Source organism: Patulibacter sp. (genome assembly GCF_030655195.1).
In the GTDB taxonomy this organism is placed as follows: domain Bacteria; phylum Actinomycetota; class Thermoleophilia; order Solirubrobacterales; family Solirubrobacteraceae; genus Patulibacter.
Window position 1 is genome coordinate 1 of record NZ_JAURWA010000152.1, and the last position, 16009, is coordinate 16009.

Genomic DNA, 16009 nt, shown 5'->3' on the forward strand with positions numbered 1-16009 from the left:
GCGGCGGCGCGACGCCTGCGACGCGACGGGCGGGCCGGCTCGTCGCCGTCCTGCGCGCCGTCGGAGCCGCCGGTCGCGGACGAGGGGGTGGGCACGGCGTCGCCGGGACCGCCGGTGCTCGCCGACGGCGGTCCGTCGGACGTGTCCGACCCCGCGGAGCCGGAGCCCGTCCCCGGGGCAGGGACGACGCCGTCGTCCTCGCCGCCCGAGCGCCGGCGGCGACGCCGGCGGGAGGGACCGTCGCCGGAGGACGCGGGGGCGTCGCCCGAGGGGGCCTCGCCGGGGGCGGACACGTCGCGGTCGTTCGTCGTGCCCTCGGCCGCCGCGGCCGCCGCGGCGGCCTTCTGCCCGCGGATCCTGCGTCGCGGAGTCGCGCCGTCGTCGGATCCGCCGTCGAGGCCGTCGGCCGTGGACGCGGCGTCGGGCACGTCGCGGTCGGCGGTGCCGCGGCCGTCGCCGTTCCGCCCGCCGGCGTTCTGCGGATCGCCGTTCTGCGCGCGGCCGTTCCGCCCGCCGCCGTTCTGCGCGTCCCCGCTCTGGTCCTGACCGTCCCCGCCGCCCTGGCCACCACGCCGGCGACCGCCGCGCGACCGACCGCGCCGCGACCGGCTGCGGCGCGAGCCGCCGCCCTGGGCGCCACCGGTCTGGCCGCCGCCCTCGAAGGTCGCGGCCTCGTACTCGGTCTCCGCGCCCACGGCGACGGGCTGGCGGTCGTCGTCGCCCTGCGCCCCGTCGGCCTGCGCGTCGGCGTCCGTGCGGCCGCCGTTCTCGCCCTGGGCGCCGCCGTTCTCACCGCCGCCCTTCTTCTTGTTGCGCGAGCGCTTCTTGCGCCGCTTGCCGCTCGGGAAGTCCTTGAGCAGATCGCGCGACAGGGCCCCGGGCTTGCGGGCCAGGCGGGTGCGCGCCTCGCGCAGCACCTCCTCGGCCTCCGGCGTGTGGGCGACCGCGGCGGCCAGGAGCGCGGCCTGCAGGCGACGGTCGTGCTGGCGCGCGGCGTGGACGAGGCGCCGGGCGTTGCGGGCGTGCGCGGCGCCGGACGAGTTCACGAGCAGCCCGAGCAGGTGCTTCGTGGCCGGCCAGCGCTGGGCGGCGTACTCCTCGTGCATGTCGCGCGTGTACTCGGCGAGGCGCCAGATCCACGCGGTCGCCTGCTCGCGGCGACCGATGCGGCGGTCGGCCATCGCCTGCAGCAGCACGCGGGAGGCCTCGCGCCGGTCCTCGCGCGGCCACTGGCCGACGAAGTCGATCGCGGTGTCGAACGGGTCCGCTTCGCGCAGGACGGCGATCTCCTGGATCGCGCGCATCCGCAGCTGCTGGTTCTTGTTGCGCTCGAGCGCGGTGATGAGGAACTGCCGCCGGAGCTCGCCCGAGCGGTCGAAGTTCAGCATCGCGCGACCGCGACGCCAGTTCGTCGGCGACGCCTTCGCGCCGGCGAGGGCGGCCCACACGCGCTGCTCGCCCCAGTCGAGCTGCTCGACGGCGATGCGCCACAGCTCGCGCTCGAAGACGAGGCGCCGGCGCTCGATGTCCGGGGTGACGGGGAGGACGCGGCGCTCGACCTTGACGCGACGCCCGCGGCCGCGGCGCACCGGGCCGACGACGATCGCCCCGCCGCGGTAGACGTCGCGGTCCAGCAGCGAGTGGAGGGTGACGACGGGGTCGTCGTTGCCGGTGGCGGGGTGGACGAAGTCGATGACGACGCCCGCCTCCTTGCCGGGGTGGCGACGGGTGACGCGGCCGACGCGCTGCTGGTAGATGCGCTTGGACGCCGTCGGCGCCAGGTGCATGCAGATGGTGGCGCGGGGCGAGTTCCAGCCCTCGGCCAGGAGCTGCGCGTTGACGAGGACGTCGATCTCGCCGGCCTCGTAGTCGGCGAGGATCTTCGCCAGCTCGCGCTTGGGCGTCTCGCCCGAGACGGCCTCGGCCTTCATGTCGAGGGCGCGGAAGCTCTCGGCGACGTTGTAGGCGTGCTGGACGCCGGCGGTGTAGACGACGCCCGGGGTGTTGCGGAAGCGCGTCTTGTAGAGGTCGGCGATCGCCAGGTTGAAGGGCGCCTGGTCGAGCAGCTTGGCCAGCTCGTCCTGGTCGAACTCCATGTCGACCTCGCCCTTGCGCAGCGGCACCTTGGCGATCGTGCGCACGCCCGGGCCGGGCGGGATCCGGAGCGAGCGCAGCGGTGCGATGACGCCACGGCGTGCGGCCTGGGCCAGGTCGAAGCGCGAGGTCTGCGTCGGGAAGAGGTCCGTGACGTGCCGGGCGATCAGCGCGCCCGTGGCCGTCATGCCGATGAAGATCGGGCCGGTCCAGGCGCGGATCGTGGCCGAGGTCTTCTCGCCCAGCGCGGTGTGGGCCTCGTCGCAGATGACGACGGTGTAGGCGCCCGAGATCTGGCCGGCATTGCGGACGAACCACTGGTACGTCTCGATCGTGACCGGGCCGACGACGCCTCCGGGCGAGTCGATGTCCGCGTCGCCCAGGAGCGGCTTGCTCAGGCGCTCGCCGTAGCCGCGGGTCTTGAGCTCGTCGATGAACTGGTCGACGAGGTTGCGGCGATGGGTGAGGATGAGGACGCCGCCGGTCCGGCAGGCCTCGACGAAGCCCATCGCGGCGACCGTCTTGCCGGCGCCCGTGGCGTGCTCGAACCAGAAGCGCTTGTGGGCGTTGGGGTCGTCGAGCGCGGAGGCGTCGACGTCCTCGTCGACCTCCTCGTCGAAGTCGTCGTCGTAGAGCGCGGACTCCGACTCGGGCTCGGCGTCGGGGAGCTCCTCGAGCTCGTCCTCCAGCGCGGCGAGCCCGCCCCCGTCGTCCTCGTCGTCGTCCTCCTCGGCCGCCGCCGCGACGGCCGCGAACTCGCCGGTGTCGCCCGTCGGCAGGTCGTCGTCGGGCTCGTCGTCCGGGGCGTCGTCGTCGGGCTCGTCCTCGTCGGCGACGACCTGCGGCGGGGGCTCGTCGAGCTGTGTCGGCTCGTCGTCCTCGAACGACAGGAGCAGCGCGTCGCCGTCGCTGGTGCCGGCCCCGCGGGTGCGGCGCTGGGCGTCGGCCAGGAGCGCCGCGTAGGTGCCCGACAGCGCGTCGATCTGGTGCGGGTTGAGCGTCGTGCCGTCCGCGAGCACCGGGGTCTCGGTGTGCAGGGCGCGGTCCAGGCCGAGGAGCAGGGACCAGCGGCGCCGCCACTTCTGCGACGGGACCGTGGCCCCGGCCTCGAGCTCGGCGCGGGCGAACTCGAACGCGTGCCGCCGGATCGTCCCTGGTGCGAGGACGTCGTCGGAGGACTCGCCCTCGAGGACGAACGGCTCGTGGACGAACGCCGCCACACGGGCGATCTCCGCCTGGTCAGGGATCGAGGTGGCCTCGGGGACCACGACAGAGGGTCGTTGCGCCATTGCGGGCAGGAAGTGCTGGAGGTCTCGAGGGCAGCGCCGGACGCGATGAGGGCGACCGGCCGCCGGCGAGGCGGGACTGCGGGGGACGGTGAGAGGGACGAACCGGTCCCTCCCGTGCAGACGCTCGCATCGTACCTGACGTGCCACGGGGCGTGCGCACCCCCGGTGCGCCCCGGCGGCACCCCGCGGACGGACCCCCTGGACGCCGTCGCCACGTGCGCTCCGCCCGCCCGGGGCCGACGACCGCCCTGTGGCACCCTTTGGCGCGATGGACCGCCTGCGCACCCACCGCCGCGCCCTCGCGGCCGGGGTCGTCGCGGTGGTCGTCGCGGTGGCGCTCGTGATCGGGCTCGCGCAGGGCGGGGGCGGCACCACCGCCCCGGACGACGTCCCGACCCTCGCGCAGGCGCGCGCGGCCATGGCGGGTGCCCCCGGTCCGCTCGCCCGCCTCTACGCCCCCCGACCGGGCACGGCGGCCTCGGGCGGCGTGCCCGTCCTGGACCTCGACCGGGCCGGCGTTCGACGACTCCTGGACGGGCTGCGCGGCCGCCCGGTGCTCGTGAACGTCTGGTACCCCGACTGCGCACCGTGCCGCCGCGAGTTCCCGATCCTCCGGGCCGCGGCTGCGGCGTACGGCACGCGGATGGGGTTCCTCGGGCTCGCGACCCAGAACTCCGCGGCGGAGGTCGCTGCGTACCTGAAGGGGCAGCCGACGCTCTACCCGCACGTGCGCGACCCCGGGGCCCGGATCGCCCGAGGAGAGCTCGAGGCCGGGAACGGGTATCCGTCCAGCGTCCTGATCGATGCGGCCGGCGAGATCGTCTTCGTGCAGGTCGGGGAGTTCCCGAGCCTCGCGGACCTCGAGCGGACCCTGGCCGACCGGCTCGGCCTCCGCCGCCCCGCGACGGCGTCGACCACCACCACGGAAGGAGCCACGCGATGACCGGCACCCCCACCACGGAGCCCGTGGCCCTCCACTGGGTCCGCAGCGCCGGCGAGCTCCGCGCGGCCCTCGCCCTGCGCCTGCGGGTCTTCTGCGACGAGCAGGGCGTCCCGCGCGAGATCGAGGTCGACGAATACGACGACGTCGCCCGGCACGCCGTCGCGGTGTCCCCCGACGGGCGGGTCGTCGGCACGATGCGCCTGGTCCCCGTCGGCACGATGGTCAAGGTCGGCCGCGTCGCCGTCGACCGGGAGTGGCGCGGCCGCGGCATCGCCTCCGCGCTGCTCGAGAAGGGGATGGAGTACGCCCAGGGCATCCGGGCGGAGGAGCTCCGCCTCGCCGCCCAGGTCGCCGCGATCGACCTGTACCGCAAGGCCGGCTACCGGCCCGTCGGGCAGCCCTTCGAGGAGGCCGGCATCGAGCACGTCTGGATGGTCCGCGAGGTCGTCCCCGTGCGCCGCGGTGGTCTGTCGGGCATCGCCCGCGCCGTCGGTCGCGTGCGCTCGGCGGTCGTCCCGGGCGGGACGGACGCCGCCCCGGTCGCCGGCGACGCTCCCGCGGACCCCCACGACCGCGCGTGAGCCTGCCCGTCCTCGTCGCCGTCATGGTGGCGGCGACCCTGGTGGGCATCGGCGCCGAGCGGCGCTTCGGGACCGCGGCGGAGGAGCGCTCGCGGACGACGATGGGCGTCCTCCTGACGTGGGTCCTGCCGCCGGTCTACCTCGTCCTCGTCTCGCGGCTGCACGTCGACCTGACGCTCGTCTCGGGCCTGATCACCGGGTTCGTCGCGCTCGGCACGGTCGGCGTGCTGGCGTGGTTCGTCTCCTCCCGGCTGCTGCACCTGCCGGCCGCGACGGTCGGCGCGGTGATCCTCGCGACGATCGTCAGCAACACCGGGTACTTCGGCCTGCCGCTCGTGCGCACCGTCCTGGGCGGCGACGAGCTGGGGCCCGCGGTGGCCTGGGACAGCCTGGTCGCCCAGCCGACGGTGTTCGTCTCCGCCTTCGCGGTCGGCGCGGCGTTCGGGACCGTCGGCGGCGGCGAGGCCACGGGCCGCGGCTCGCGCCTGGTCGCGTTCTTGAGGAACCCGCTGCTCTGGGCGTCGGTGCTCGGCCTGGTGGTCCCCGGGGACGCCCCGGACTGGGCCGGCGACGTCGCGCAGGTCATCATCGTCGCGGTCCTGCCCGTCGGCTTCTTCGTCGTCGGCGTGCAGCTCTCCGCCCAGGGCGAGGACGGCTCGCTCCTGCGCGACGCGCGCGGCCGGCTGCTGCCGCCGGAGGTCGCGCTCGTGGTCGTGCTGCGGCTCGTCGTCGCGCCGCTGATCGTCCTGACCGCCTCGGTGGTCGCGCTCGACCTGCCACCGGGGATGCTGCTGCAGGCGGCCGTCCCGACGGGCCTGAACGGGATGCTCGTGGCGCACCGGTTCGGTCTGGACTTCCGCCCCGTCGCGGCCTCGATCGTCTGGACCACGTCGATCATGGCCCTGGGCGTCCTGGTCGTCGAGGCGGTCGGCTGATGCGCGCCCTGGTCCAGCGCGTGACCGAGGCCTCCGTGGTCGTCGACGGCGCGGTCGTGTCGGCCATCGGGCCGGGGCTCCTGATCCTCCTGGGCGTCGCCCGCACCGACGACGAGGACGTCTGCGACCGGGTCGCCGAGAAGATCCGCGGGCTGCGGATCTTCGACGACGCCGAGGGCCGGATGGCCGAGCCGATCGGCGACCGCGAGGTGCTCTGCGTCAGCCAGTTCACCCTGTACGGCGACGTGCGGAAGGGCACCCGGCCGTCGTGGTCCGCGGCGGCCCCGGGCGATCACGCGCGTCCACTGTACGAGCGCCTGTGCGCCAACTTGTCGGCACAGCGGGGCGTCTTCGGCGCCGACATGCAGGTGCGGTCGGTCAACGACGGGCCGGTCACCCTGCTGGTCGAACGCGACGCTCCGACCGGCTGAGCGGGCGCAGTTCCGACACTCCGTCCGCTCCGTGCGGCGAGACGGGAGGGTCCGCGAACGGCCGCTTGTCCCTGTGGCCAACGGGCCTCCCGCCGGCTTGGTCGCAGAGTTCCCCCCGACCGGTGGGGGATGTGTCACGGTGGTGAACATCGCAGGACCGTCCGGCGCGCAGCCCGCTGCCCGACCCGACGTACATAACGCCCGTTTCTCCCCCGGAAACCACGCTCGTGAGCACACCCATCGCGGCCGCACCAGGCCAAGACCCCGTCGTGCCGCCGTCGAACGCCGCCTCCGCGGCGCCGATCGCGGCGCGCTCGCCCCTGCAGCTCTTCTGGGGCCGCCTCCGTCGCGACCGCGTCGCCATGGTGGCGCTGGCGTTCATCGGCCTGGTGATCCTCATCGCGATCTTCGCGCCGCTGATCGTCAAGGCGTTCGGGCTGCCGGACCCCAACTTCGCCAACGACGACGCGCTGAACGACTTCGGCTCGCCGGTCGGGCCGTCCGGGGCGCACCCGTTCGGCGTGGACGACCGCGGGCGCGACGTGCTCTCCCGCGTCCTCTACGGCGCCCGCGTCTCGATGCTCGTCGCGGTCATCGCCACGGCGATCACGATGGTGGTCGGCACCGTCCTCGGGCTCATCGCCGGCTTCTACCGCGGCAAGGTCGACGCGCTGCTCAGCCGCGTCACCGAGCTGACCCTCGCCTTCCCGACCATCCTCCTCGGGATCGGCCTGAGCATCTCGTGCGCCGACGGCTGCAAGATCGGCCCCGGCTCGGCGTCGTTCGTGCTGCAGCCGGGTCTGGCGATCGTCGTCCTCGTGATCTCGCTGACGGCCTGGCCCTACGTGGCCCGCCTCGTCCGCGGCCAGGTGCTGTCGCTGCGCGAGAAGGAGTTCGTCGACGCGTCGCGCTCGCTCGGCGCCAACGACCGGCGGATCATCTTCCGCGAGATCCTGCCGAACCTGACGGCGCCGCTGATCGTCTACGCCACGGTCCTGATCCCCCAGAACATCCTGGCCGAGGCCGCCCTCTCGTTCCTGGGCGTCGGCGTCTCGCCGAGCACCCCGAGCTGGGGCGCCATGATCTCCGACGCGATCAAGATCTTCGACACCGCCTGGTGGTTCATGTTGTTCCCCGGCATCGCGCTGCTCCTCGCTGTCCTCGCCTTCAACATCGTCGGCGACGGCCTCCAGGACGCGATCAACCCGCGCACCGGCCGCTCCGGCAAGTGATGCGCCCCTGCAACGGCGGCGCTCCTGCGCCGCAGCCCGCGGTCCGCTCTTCCTCCTCCGAATCCCCCTCTCGGTTCTCCCGACAGAAAGGTCCCGTGATGCGTCGACACCTGCGTCTCCCACTCACGATCGCCGCCCTCGCCACCGCCTCACTCGGCCTCGCGGCCTGCGGCGGCGACGACTCCGGTTCGTCCTCCAGCTCGTCCAGCAGCAGCAGCGGCGGCGGTGGCGGCGCGGCCCTCGCGCCGGGCGCCTACGACCCGGCGCAGAAGCCGGCCGCGGGCAAGAAGGGCGGCATCGGCACGATGCTCTCCGCCTCCGACGTGGACTACATGGATCCGGGCCAGAGCTACTACCAGTTCGGCTTCCTGGTGGCCGAGACGACGCAGCGGCGTCTGTACTACTTCGAGCCCAACGACGCGACGAAGGTCATCCCCGACCTCGCGGACGGGCAGCCCCAGGTCTCCTCGGACGGCATGACCGTCACGGTGAAGCTCAAGCCGAACGTCAAGTTCTCCCCGCCGGTGGACCGCGCGTTCGAGGCCAAGGACGTCAAGTACGCCATCGAGCGCCTGTTCACGAAGAACTCGCCCGGCGGCTACACGAACTACTTCGACTTCATCGAGGGCGCGCCCTCGGAGCTGCAGGCGAAGAAGAAGGACATCTCGGGCATCACGACGCCCGACAAGAACACGATCGTGTTCAAGCTGACGAAGCCGTACTCGGCCCAGTTCATCCAGTCCTTCGTGCTCCCCTACACCGCCCCGGTGCCGGAGGAGTACGCCTCGAAGTTCGACGCCAAGAACCCGTCGACCTACCAGGACAACCTGGTCGGCACCGGCCCGTACATGGTGAAGAACAACGCCGCCGGCAAGGTCGACGGCATCGGCTGGAAGAAGACGAAGAGCATCACGCTCGTCCGCAACCCCAACTGGGACCAGTCGACCGACTTCCGCCCGGCCTACGCGGACGGCTGGAACATCAAGACGGACGTCACCGACGCCAACGTCGCCGCCCGCCAGGTGCTCGACGGCAGCCACATGCTGCTGGACACCAACCCGCCGGCGAACATCCTCGAGCAGCTCGCGACCAAGATCAAGGATCAGTACACGCAGACGCCCTCCGGCGGCTTCCGGTACTTCGCGATGAACACGAACATCAAGCCGTTCGACGACGTGAACGTCCGTCGCGCGGTCGTCGCCGGGTTCAACCGCGACGCGGCCCGCAAGGCGCGCGGCGGCAAGTTCGTCGGCCCGATCCCGACGCACTACCTGACCGAGGGCTTCCCCGGCTACGAGGAGGCCGGCGGCGAGAAGGGCTTCGGCGTCGACTTCATGAACTACCCGAAGGGCAACGCCGAGCTGTCCGCGTCGTACTTCAAGAAGGCCGGCTACAAGTCGGGCAAGTACGAGGGCAAGCAGCAGCTCCTGATGATCGGCGCGAACGCCGATCCGGGCAAGGCGGCGGCCCAGGTGGCCGCGGACGAGTACAAGAAGATGGGCTTCAACGTCCGTCTGCGCCTCGTCCCGCAGGACGCGGTCTACAACGAGTGGTGCGGCCAGCAGACCAAGAAGGTCGCCATCTGCGGCACGGCCGGCTGGTTCAAGGACTTCAACGACGCGTCGACGCTGCTGCAGGTGCCGTTCTACGGCGGCGCGATCCCGACGGAGAAGGGCCAGGTCTCCTACAACCTGTCCTACCTGAAGGACCCGGCCGTCGACGCGGCCGTCGAGAAGGCCCTGCCGACGACGGGCGCGGAGCGCCTCAAGGCGTGGGCCGCCGTCGACAAGGCGATCGTCGAGGCCGCCCCGGCGGTGCCGTTCGTCGCCGACAAGACGACGGACGTGCGATCGAAGGACGTGCAGGGCGTGCCCAGCTCGTTCAACTCGCTCTGGGACCTGAACTTCACGTCCCTGAAGTAGTCCCGGAGTCCCGCCGGTCGTCCGGTCCGCCCGCCCCTCGGGGTCGGCGGATCGGGCGGCCGGTCGGGTCCCCGACCTTTCGCTCCGCCCCCTGACCGGAACGCTCTCTCCCCGTGGCCAGATACATCATCAGACGCCTGCTCTGGACCGTGGTGACGCTCGTCGTCATCACCGCCGTGGCGTACTTCCTCTTCCGCGTCCTGCCCTCCGGCGATCCGGTCCGGGCCCGCGCCGGGAAGGCACCGACCCAGGAGCGACTCGACGCGATCCGCGAGTCCCTCGGGCTGGACAACCCGTGGTACCAGCAGCTCGGCGACTTCCTCTGGAACGCCGCGCACTTCGACTTCGGCCGCTCCTACATCTCCGACGCGGAGCTGCGGCCCCTCCTCCTCGACGCCCTCGGCGCCACCACGTGGCTCGTCGTCGGCGCGGTGATCGTCTGGCTCTCCGCAGCCGCCGTCGTCGGCACGATCTCGGCCCTGCGCCGCGGCAGCCTGCCAGACCGGGTGGCCATGGGCGGAGCGCTGGTCGCCATCTCGGCCCCGGTCTACTGGCTCGGCCTCGTGGCGCTCTACCTGTTCGCGAGCGACATCGGCCAGTTCAAGGTCTTCCCCGGTGCGGGCTCCTACGCGAGCGCCGACGGCGTCCTGGACCGGGCATGGGCGATGGTCCTGCCGTGGTTCGTCCTGGCGGCCGCGTTCTCCGCGGTCTACGCCCGATTGCTGCGCTCCAGCCTGCTGGAGTCGATGCAGGAGGACTACATCCGCACCGCGCGCGCCAAGGGCCTGAGCGAGCGGCGCGTGATCTTCCGGCACGCGAGCCGCTCCGCGATCACGCCCCTGGTGACCGCGCTGGGCGTCGACGTCGGCCTGCTGATCGGCGGCAACGCGATCCTCACCGAGTCGGTGTTCAACATCCCCGGCCTCGGTCGGCTGTCGTACGACGCGATCCAGCGCGGCGACGTCGCGACGATCCAGGCGACCGTCCTGTTCCTGGCCTTCTTCGTCTGCATCTCCGCGCTCGTCGTGGACCTGCTCTACGCACTGATCGACCCCCGGGTGAAGTACGAATGACCGACCCCCAGGACCACACCCCGGCGCCGGAGCGCGCCACCGCGACCGGCACGTCCCCGGCGGGCGGCGACGCCGGCCGGCGGGCCGGCGCCCCCCTGCTCGAGGTCCGCGACCTGCGCGTGGGCTTCGGTTCCGAGGACGGTCTCGTCCAGGCCGTCGGCGGGATCTCCTACACCGTCGAGGCCGGGCGCACGCTCGGGATCGTCGGCGAGTCCGGCTCGGGCAAGTCCGTCTCGAGCATGACGCTGATGGGCCTCACGCGCTCGCCGTCCACGAAGATCGAGGGCGAGGTCCTCTTCGAGGGCCGCGACCTGCTCACGATGAGCACGGACGAGCTGCGGAAGGTCCGCGGCAACGAGATCGCGATGATCTTCCAGGACCCGCTCTCGTCCCTGCACCCGTTCTACCGGATCGGCGACCAGATCATCGAGGGCGTCCGGGCCCACAACGACGTCACGAAGAAGCAGGCGAAGGCCCGGGCCGTCGAGATGCTGGGCCTCGTCGGGATCCCCGACCCCGGCCGGCGCGTGGACGCCTACCCGCACGAGTTCTCGGGTGGCATGCGTCAGCGCGTGATGATCGCGATGGCCCTCGCCAACGACCCCAAGCTGCTGATCGCCGACGAGCCGACGACCGCCCTGGACGTCACGGTCCAGAAGCAGATCCTCGAGCTCATGGACCGCCTGCAGCGCGAGCTGGGCACGGCCATCGTGATGATCACCCACGACCTCGGCGTGGTCGCGGAGACCGCGGACGACATCGCCGTCATGTACGCGGGCCGCATCGTCGAGCGCGCGTCGGTGCACGACCTCTTCAGCCATCCCCGCCACCCCTACACCTGGGGGCTGCTGCGCTCCATCCCGCGGCTGGACCTGCCGCGCGACGTCGAGCTCGTGCCCGTCGACGGTCGCCCGCCGAGCCTCATCGGCCTGCCGGACGACTGCTCGTTCCGTGAGCGCTGCCCGTACGCCGCCGGCTGCTGCCGGCCCGGGATGCCCGACCTGCTCGGCGCCGACGGCGCGCCCGACCATCAGGTGCGCTGCACCATGCCGCCGGAGCGCCGCGCCACGATCTGGCAGGTGCTCGCCGACGGCGGCACGCCCCAGGAGGCCGCCACGAAGGCCGGCATCCCGCAGCCGGAGGAGGTCGCATGAGCAGCGCCACGCCCGACCCCGGCACCGCCGGGTCCCCGAACACCCCCGACCCGACGACGCCCCTGGGCGGCCCGCAGGTCGAGGAGGCCTCCCCGTCCGCCGGCGGCGTCATCGGCGACCCGACGGTCGCCGACACGTCGGTGCCCGCCGTCCGCCGGGACACCCTCGGCGAGGGCGACAACATCCTGCAGGTCCGCGACCTCCGCAAGGAGTTCCCGATCACGAAGGGCCTGCTCTTCAAGCGGCAGGTCGACGCGGTCCGCGCCGTCGACGGCGTCTCGTTCGACGTCCGCCGAGGGGAGACCTTCGGCCTCGTCGGCGAGTCCGGCTGCGGCAAGTCGACGACGGCCCGGATGATCTGCCGGCTGCTCGACCCGACGTCGGGACAGATCGACTTCGACGGCACCGACATCGCTGGGCTGTCGCGCAAGCAGCTCGTGCCGTTCCGGCGCGACGTGCAGATGGTCTTCCAGGACCCGTACTCGTCGCTGAACCCGCGCCAGACGATCGGCTCGATCATCGGTGCGCCGCTCGACATCCACGGCCTGGCCAAGGGCGACGGCGAGCGCAAGCGCAAGGTCCAGGAGCTGATGGACCTCGTCGGCCTGAACCCCGAGCACTACAACCGGCTCCCGCACGAGTTCTCGGGCGGCCAGCGCCAGCGCATCGGCATCGCCCGGGCGATCGCGCTGTCGCCGAAGCTGCTGATCGCCGATGAGCCGGTCTCCGCGCTCGACGTGTCGATCCAGGCGCAGATCCTCAACCTGTTGCGGCGCCTGCAGCGGGACCTGGGCCTGTCGCTGCTGTTCATCGCCCACGACCTCTCCGTCGTCCGGTACATGTGCGACCGCATGGCCGTCATGTACGCCGGCGAGATCGTCGAGCTCGCGACGTCGGAGGAGCTCTATGCGAACCCGTCGCACCCGTACACGCGGGCGCTGCTGGACGCCGTCCCGACGCCGGACCCCGACGCCCGCGCCCGCCGGCTCGCCGAGCGCGGCACGGCCGCCGTCTGACCCGGCGCCCGCGCCGCCGGGACGGCGGCGCGGGCCGGAGTCGGCTCCGGCTCAGGCGATCAGGAACTCGCGGGGGCGGAGGGCGCGGTCCACGATCCGCAGCTCGCCGATCCCGCCGTAGAAGCCGGCCTGGACCTTCCCGTCGTAGCTCGACGCTCCGACGAGCCACGGTGCGCGACCGGTGCCGGCCAGCCCGGTGGCCGGCCGCGAGGGGTTGCGCAGGAGCGGGCTGCCGTCGAGCCACAGGGTGGTGTGCCGGCCGTCGTTGACCACGGCGACGTGCCACCAGCGCTCGTGCGCCATCTCGTGGCCCCAGTTCGTGGCGATCCGGTCCTCGTCCCTCGGGAAGACCGCCCACTGCAGCTCCCCGCCGCCGGAGACGTTGAGCGTCGCGGCCGCCTCCAGCGGATCGTCCGCCGTCCTGCCCGTGGCCCTTCCGGACTCGAAGCGCGACAGCACGCCCGTGAAGCCGTGCTCGCCGCCCCAGTCGGCGGGGAGCCGGACGAACGTCTCGATCGTGTACCCGCGCTCGAGCCCCACGCGGTTCAGTGCCGCACCGTCGGCGGTCGACAGCCAGGCGCCCCGGGCCGGCTCGCGTCCGCCGTCCAGCAGCAGGGAGCCGTGCGACGGCTGGTCGGGGTGGAACCCCGCGCTCCACGTCAGCGCACCGGCGGCCGTGCCGGGCAGGGACCGGCGCGTGAGGTGGTTGCCGTTGCCCGACAGATCGCGGATCGGCGCGTCGTCCGCGACGGCCGTCCCGGCGGTCCCGCCGTCGAAGCGCCAGTAGGCGAGGGTTCCGCGCACGAGCAGGTCGCGCGCCGGGCGGGGCGCCCGGACGGGGGCGGGGGCGAAGCCGGCGAACCGCTCGGCGAACGCGATCTGCAGGGTGAAGCGGTCCGCAGGGCCGCTGTGCTCGGTCTCCTCTCGCTCGAGCTCCGTGCGCTTCGCGGCCGGCGTCTCCAGGAGCCACGGCGAGAAGCTCTCGACGTCGACGACGTTCCGGGCGAGGTCGAACCGGTAGAGGCGGATGGCCGCCGCGCCGCCGTAGTAGCGGTCCTGGTAGTTGGCGATGTGCAGGTGCACGTCGTGGCCCGCGGCGTTCTGCGCGACGGTGCGACCGGTCGGCCAGTAGTGCCCGCCCATCGCGAGGAAGACCTGGTCGTTCTTCGCGATCAGGCCGTCCCAGAGGCTGCGGCCGAAGTCCGACAGTTCCGCGCCGCCGTCGTCGCCGGCGGGGGCGACGAGCTCGTGGGTGGTCAGGATCACGGGCAGGCCGGGGTGCGCGTCGATGACGGACTGCGCCCACGCGATCGACGGCGGCGACGGGCGCCAGTCCAGCGCGAAGGTGAGCCACTCGCGGCCCGCCGCACGGAAGACGTGGAACGTGTTGTAGCCGTTGGCGGTGGCGCCGCCGAAGGTCCGCTGGCGCCGGACGCGCTGGGCGCCGAAGGCGGCGACGTACGCGCCCGGGGGCCGCGTGTCGTCCTCGCCCCCGGTCTTGTCGTGGTTGCCGGCCAGCACGCTGTACTGGAACCCCCGCCGGTCCAGCAGACGGAACGGCCGGTCGATGCTGGCGAACTCGCTCTGCAGGCCGTTCTGCGTCAGGTCCCCGAGGTGGGCGACGAACGCGATGTTCTCGGCGTCCGCGTTGTCGACGATCCACTGCATCGTGGCGGTCAGCGGTGCCTCGTCGCCGCGATCCTCGTCGTACTGGTACTGGGTGTCGGGGATGACGACGACCGTGAAGCGGGGGTCGGTGGGGTCGGCGAGGCCGCCGGACCCGCCGTGCGAACGGCCGGTCGCGGGGGCCGCGTCCGTGGCGGCCGCCCGGGGAGCGGCGGGGCCGCCGAGCGCGGCGGCGCCCAGGCCGACCGCACCGAGGCCCTGCACGAAGCGCCGACGGTTGGAGCCGCGCTCGGGGGAGTCCTGATGGTCCATGTCCTGCACCTCTGTCGGGGGGATCGACGAGGGACCGACGGTAGGGGCGCGACCCGTTCGCGGTGCGACCCGGGGGTGAAGCGCGCGTGGCCGTCCCGTGACCGGTGGAGCGGTGCGGCGACACGGTCCGCAGCACCTCCCGGCGCGTCATACACTGGGTCGGATGCCCGATCTCGAGCGCTTCCTGCCCCGTTTCGCCGCCGAGCCGCCGCAGGACCCGGCGCCGTACGGGCGCTTCGCCGAGCGCCTCGGCACCGCGTTCCTCGAGGCGCTCGACACGCTGGAGCCCGATCCGGACGAGCCGTCCGAGGAGCAGGGCATCGGCGATCCGGGCGAGCTGGTCTTCTACCCCGACCGCACCTGGCACGGCCGGACGTTCATCCCGGTGACGACGCGGACCAGCACGGGCCTGGAGGCCTACGGCTTCACGCGGTTCATCCCGGCGGACGGCCAGGGCAGCGAGCCGGCGCAGTTCGAGGGCGACGCCCAGGTCACCGGCGAGCTGGCCGAGGAGAACCCGGACTGGCAGATCGACCTCTGCGAGACCGTCGTCGGCTCCTGGCGCGGCAACGGCGACACCGCCGCGATGACCCTCGTCTGGGGGCGCCCGCTGATCGCCCGCGCGGTCACGGCGATCGCGGAGCTCGACGGCACCGTCGTCGACCGCTGCGACGTGCGGGAGGACCGCTTCACGTTGCTCGCGCCGGACGACTACTTCGGCGACACGCTGGAGGTCGCGGTGCTCGACGCGAAGGGCAACGAGCTGGCGCGGGAGTCGCTCTACGCCGACGACGAGGACGAGGACGAGGACGGCGCTGCGTGAGCGCCGCGCCGCTCGGTCTGGAGGAGGCCCTGCGCACCCGCCGGACCCACAAGGCCTACGGGCCCGGGCCCGTCGATCCCGCCGTGATCGGCGAGCTCGTCGAGCTGGCGTGCTGGGCCCCCAACCACCACCTGACCGAGCCGTGGCGCTTCCGGGTCGTCGGGCCGCTCGCGCTCCAGGCCCTGAAGGACGCCGGACCGGCGGACGCCGCCCGCAAGCTGGACCGCGCGCCGACGCTGATCGTCGCCTCCGTGCGCGTGGACCCCGACCCCCGCGTCGCCGAGGAGGACCGCGACGCCGCGGCCGCCGCGGTCTACGGCCTGCTCCTCGCGGCGCACGCCCGGGGACTCGCCGGCTACTGGCGCACCCCGGCCGTGCTGGTGGACCCCGCCGGCCGCGCCGCCGTCGGCCTGCCGGACGACGAGGTGGCGCTCGGCCTGATCCACCTCGGCCCCCGCCGCCAGGACGTCCGCACGCCCGAGCGCCGGCCGGTCGGCGACGTCCTGGAGTTCCTCGCGTGAGCGGTCGCCGGACCGCCGTCGTCGGCCCCCGCGCCGCGGACCGCTCGGCCGACCGCG

Annotated in this window: 13 protein-coding genes; 11 read left to right on the plus strand and 2 right to left on the minus strand. The window is 73.3% G+C overall.

Features of this window, described 5'->3' with window-relative positions; genetic code table 11:
* A partial coding sequence (locus Q7T67_RS17290; protein ID WP_304792573.1) for a DEAD/DEAH box helicase occupies positions 1-3362 on the minus strand: 3362 nt, incomplete at its 3' end.
* Positions 3363-3651: 289 nt separating this feature from the next.
* On the opposite strand from Q7T67_RS17290, the gene Q7T67_RS17295 reads away from it, so the two are divergent.
* The 9 genes from Q7T67_RS17295 to Q7T67_RS17335 all read left to right on the plus strand — a co-directional run bounded on the left by Q7T67_RS17295 (position 3652) and on the right by Q7T67_RS17335 (position 12670).
* Positions 3652-4326, plus strand: a complete 675-nt coding sequence (locus Q7T67_RS17295; RefSeq protein ID WP_304792576.1) for a TlpA disulfide reductase family protein — start codon at positions 3652-3654, stop codon at positions 4324-4326.
* Positions 4323-4907 carry a GNAT family N-acetyltransferase gene (locus Q7T67_RS17300; RefSeq protein ID WP_304792578.1) on the plus strand — a complete coding sequence of 195 codons (585 nt, stop codon included), beginning with the start codon at positions 4323-4325 and terminating at the stop codon, positions 4905-4907. The genes Q7T67_RS17295 and Q7T67_RS17300 overlap by 4 nt, the downstream gene beginning before the upstream one ends.
* Positions 4904-5842: an AEC family transporter gene (locus tag Q7T67_RS17305; RefSeq protein WP_304792581.1), complete on the plus strand. Its 939-nt coding sequence runs from the start codon at positions 4904-4906 to the stop codon at positions 5840-5842. The genes Q7T67_RS17300 and Q7T67_RS17305 overlap by 4 nt, the downstream gene beginning before the upstream one ends.
* On the plus strand, positions 5842-6273 hold the full coding sequence (gene dtd / locus Q7T67_RS17310; protein ID WP_304792584.1) for a D-aminoacyl-tRNA deacylase: 432 nt from the start codon (positions 5842-5844) through the stop codon (positions 6271-6273). The genes Q7T67_RS17305 and dtd overlap by 1 nt, the downstream gene beginning before the upstream one ends.
* 227 nt (positions 6274-6500) lie before the next feature.
* Positions 6501-7505, plus strand: a complete 1005-nt coding sequence (locus tag Q7T67_RS17315) for an ABC transporter permease (RefSeq protein WP_304792588.1) — start codon at positions 6501-6503, stop codon at positions 7503-7505.
* Between the two features lie 98 nt (positions 7506-7603).
* Complete coding sequence (locus Q7T67_RS17320) at positions 7604-9427, plus strand: ABC transporter substrate-binding protein (RefSeq protein WP_304792590.1); 1824 nt, start codon at positions 7604-7606, stop codon at positions 9425-9427.
* 113 nt (positions 9428-9540) lie between these two features.
* Positions 9541-10500: an ABC transporter permease gene (locus Q7T67_RS17325; RefSeq protein WP_304792593.1), complete on the plus strand. Its 960-nt coding sequence runs from the start codon at positions 9541-9543 to the stop codon at positions 10498-10500.
* Positions 10497-11654 carry an ABC transporter ATP-binding protein gene (locus Q7T67_RS17330; protein WP_304792596.1) on the plus strand — a complete coding sequence of 386 codons (1158 nt, stop codon included), beginning with the start codon at positions 10497-10499 and terminating at the stop codon, positions 11652-11654. The genes Q7T67_RS17325 and Q7T67_RS17330 overlap by 4 nt, the downstream gene beginning before the upstream one ends.
* The gene (locus tag Q7T67_RS17335) at positions 11651-12670 is read left to right on the plus strand and encodes an ABC transporter ATP-binding protein (RefSeq protein ID WP_304792599.1); all 1020 of its coding nucleotides are present in this window, start codon (positions 11651-11653) and stop codon (positions 12668-12670) included. Before Q7T67_RS17330 ends, Q7T67_RS17335 begins: the two co-directional genes overlap by 4 nt.
* A gap of 51 nt (positions 12671-12721) precedes the next feature.
* Here the strand turns inward: Q7T67_RS17335 and Q7T67_RS17340 are convergent, their stop codons facing one another.
* On the minus strand, positions 12722-14608 hold the full coding sequence (locus Q7T67_RS17340) for a LamG-like jellyroll fold domain-containing protein (RefSeq protein WP_304792602.1): 1887 nt from the start codon (positions 14606-14608) through the stop codon (positions 12722-12724).
* Between the two features lie 163 nt (positions 14609-14771).
* On the opposite strand from Q7T67_RS17340, the gene Q7T67_RS17345 reads away from it, so the two are divergent.
* Positions 14772-15431, plus strand: a complete 660-nt coding sequence (locus Q7T67_RS17345) for a hypothetical protein (protein WP_304792606.1) — start codon at positions 14772-14774, stop codon at positions 15429-15431.
* Positions 15428-15952, plus strand: a complete 525-nt coding sequence (locus Q7T67_RS17350) for a nitroreductase family protein (RefSeq protein WP_304792609.1) — start codon at positions 15428-15430, stop codon at positions 15950-15952. Before Q7T67_RS17345 ends, Q7T67_RS17350 begins: the two co-directional genes overlap by 4 nt.
* Positions 15953-16009: the final 57 nt, after the last annotated feature.

What these genes read in the sequence shown, in the direction of transcription:
- Q7T67_RS17335 (WP_304792599.1), top strand. Translation starts at nt 11,651, where the DNA reads ATGAGCAGCGCCACGCCCGACCCCGGCACCGCCGGGTCCCCGAACACC.
- Q7T67_RS17295 (WP_304792576.1), top strand. Translation starts at nt 3,652, where the DNA reads ATGGACCGCCTGCGCACCCACCGCCGCGCCCTCGCGGCCGGGGTCGTC.
- Q7T67_RS17345 (WP_304792606.1), top strand. Translation starts at nt 14,772, where the DNA reads ATGCCCGATCTCGAGCGCTTCCTGCCCCGTTTCGCCGCCGAGCCGCCG.
- Q7T67_RS17300 (WP_304792578.1), top strand. Translation starts at nt 4,323, where the DNA reads ATGACCGGCACCCCCACCACGGAGCCCGTGGCCCTCCACTGGGTCCGC.
- Q7T67_RS17330 (WP_304792596.1), top strand. Translation starts at nt 10,497, where the DNA reads ATGACCGACCCCCAGGACCACACCCCGGCGCCGGAGCGCGCCACCGCG.
- dtd (WP_304792584.1), top strand. Translation starts at nt 5,842, where the DNA reads ATGCGCGCCCTGGTCCAGCGCGTGACCGAGGCCTCCGTGGTCGTCGAC.
- Q7T67_RS17320 (WP_304792590.1), top strand. Translation starts at nt 7,604, where the DNA reads ATGCGTCGACACCTGCGTCTCCCACTCACGATCGCCGCCCTCGCCACC.
- Q7T67_RS17340 (WP_304792602.1), bottom strand. Translation starts at nt 14,608, where the DNA reads ATGGACCATCAGGACTCCCCCGAGCGCGGCTCCAACCGTCGGCGCTTC.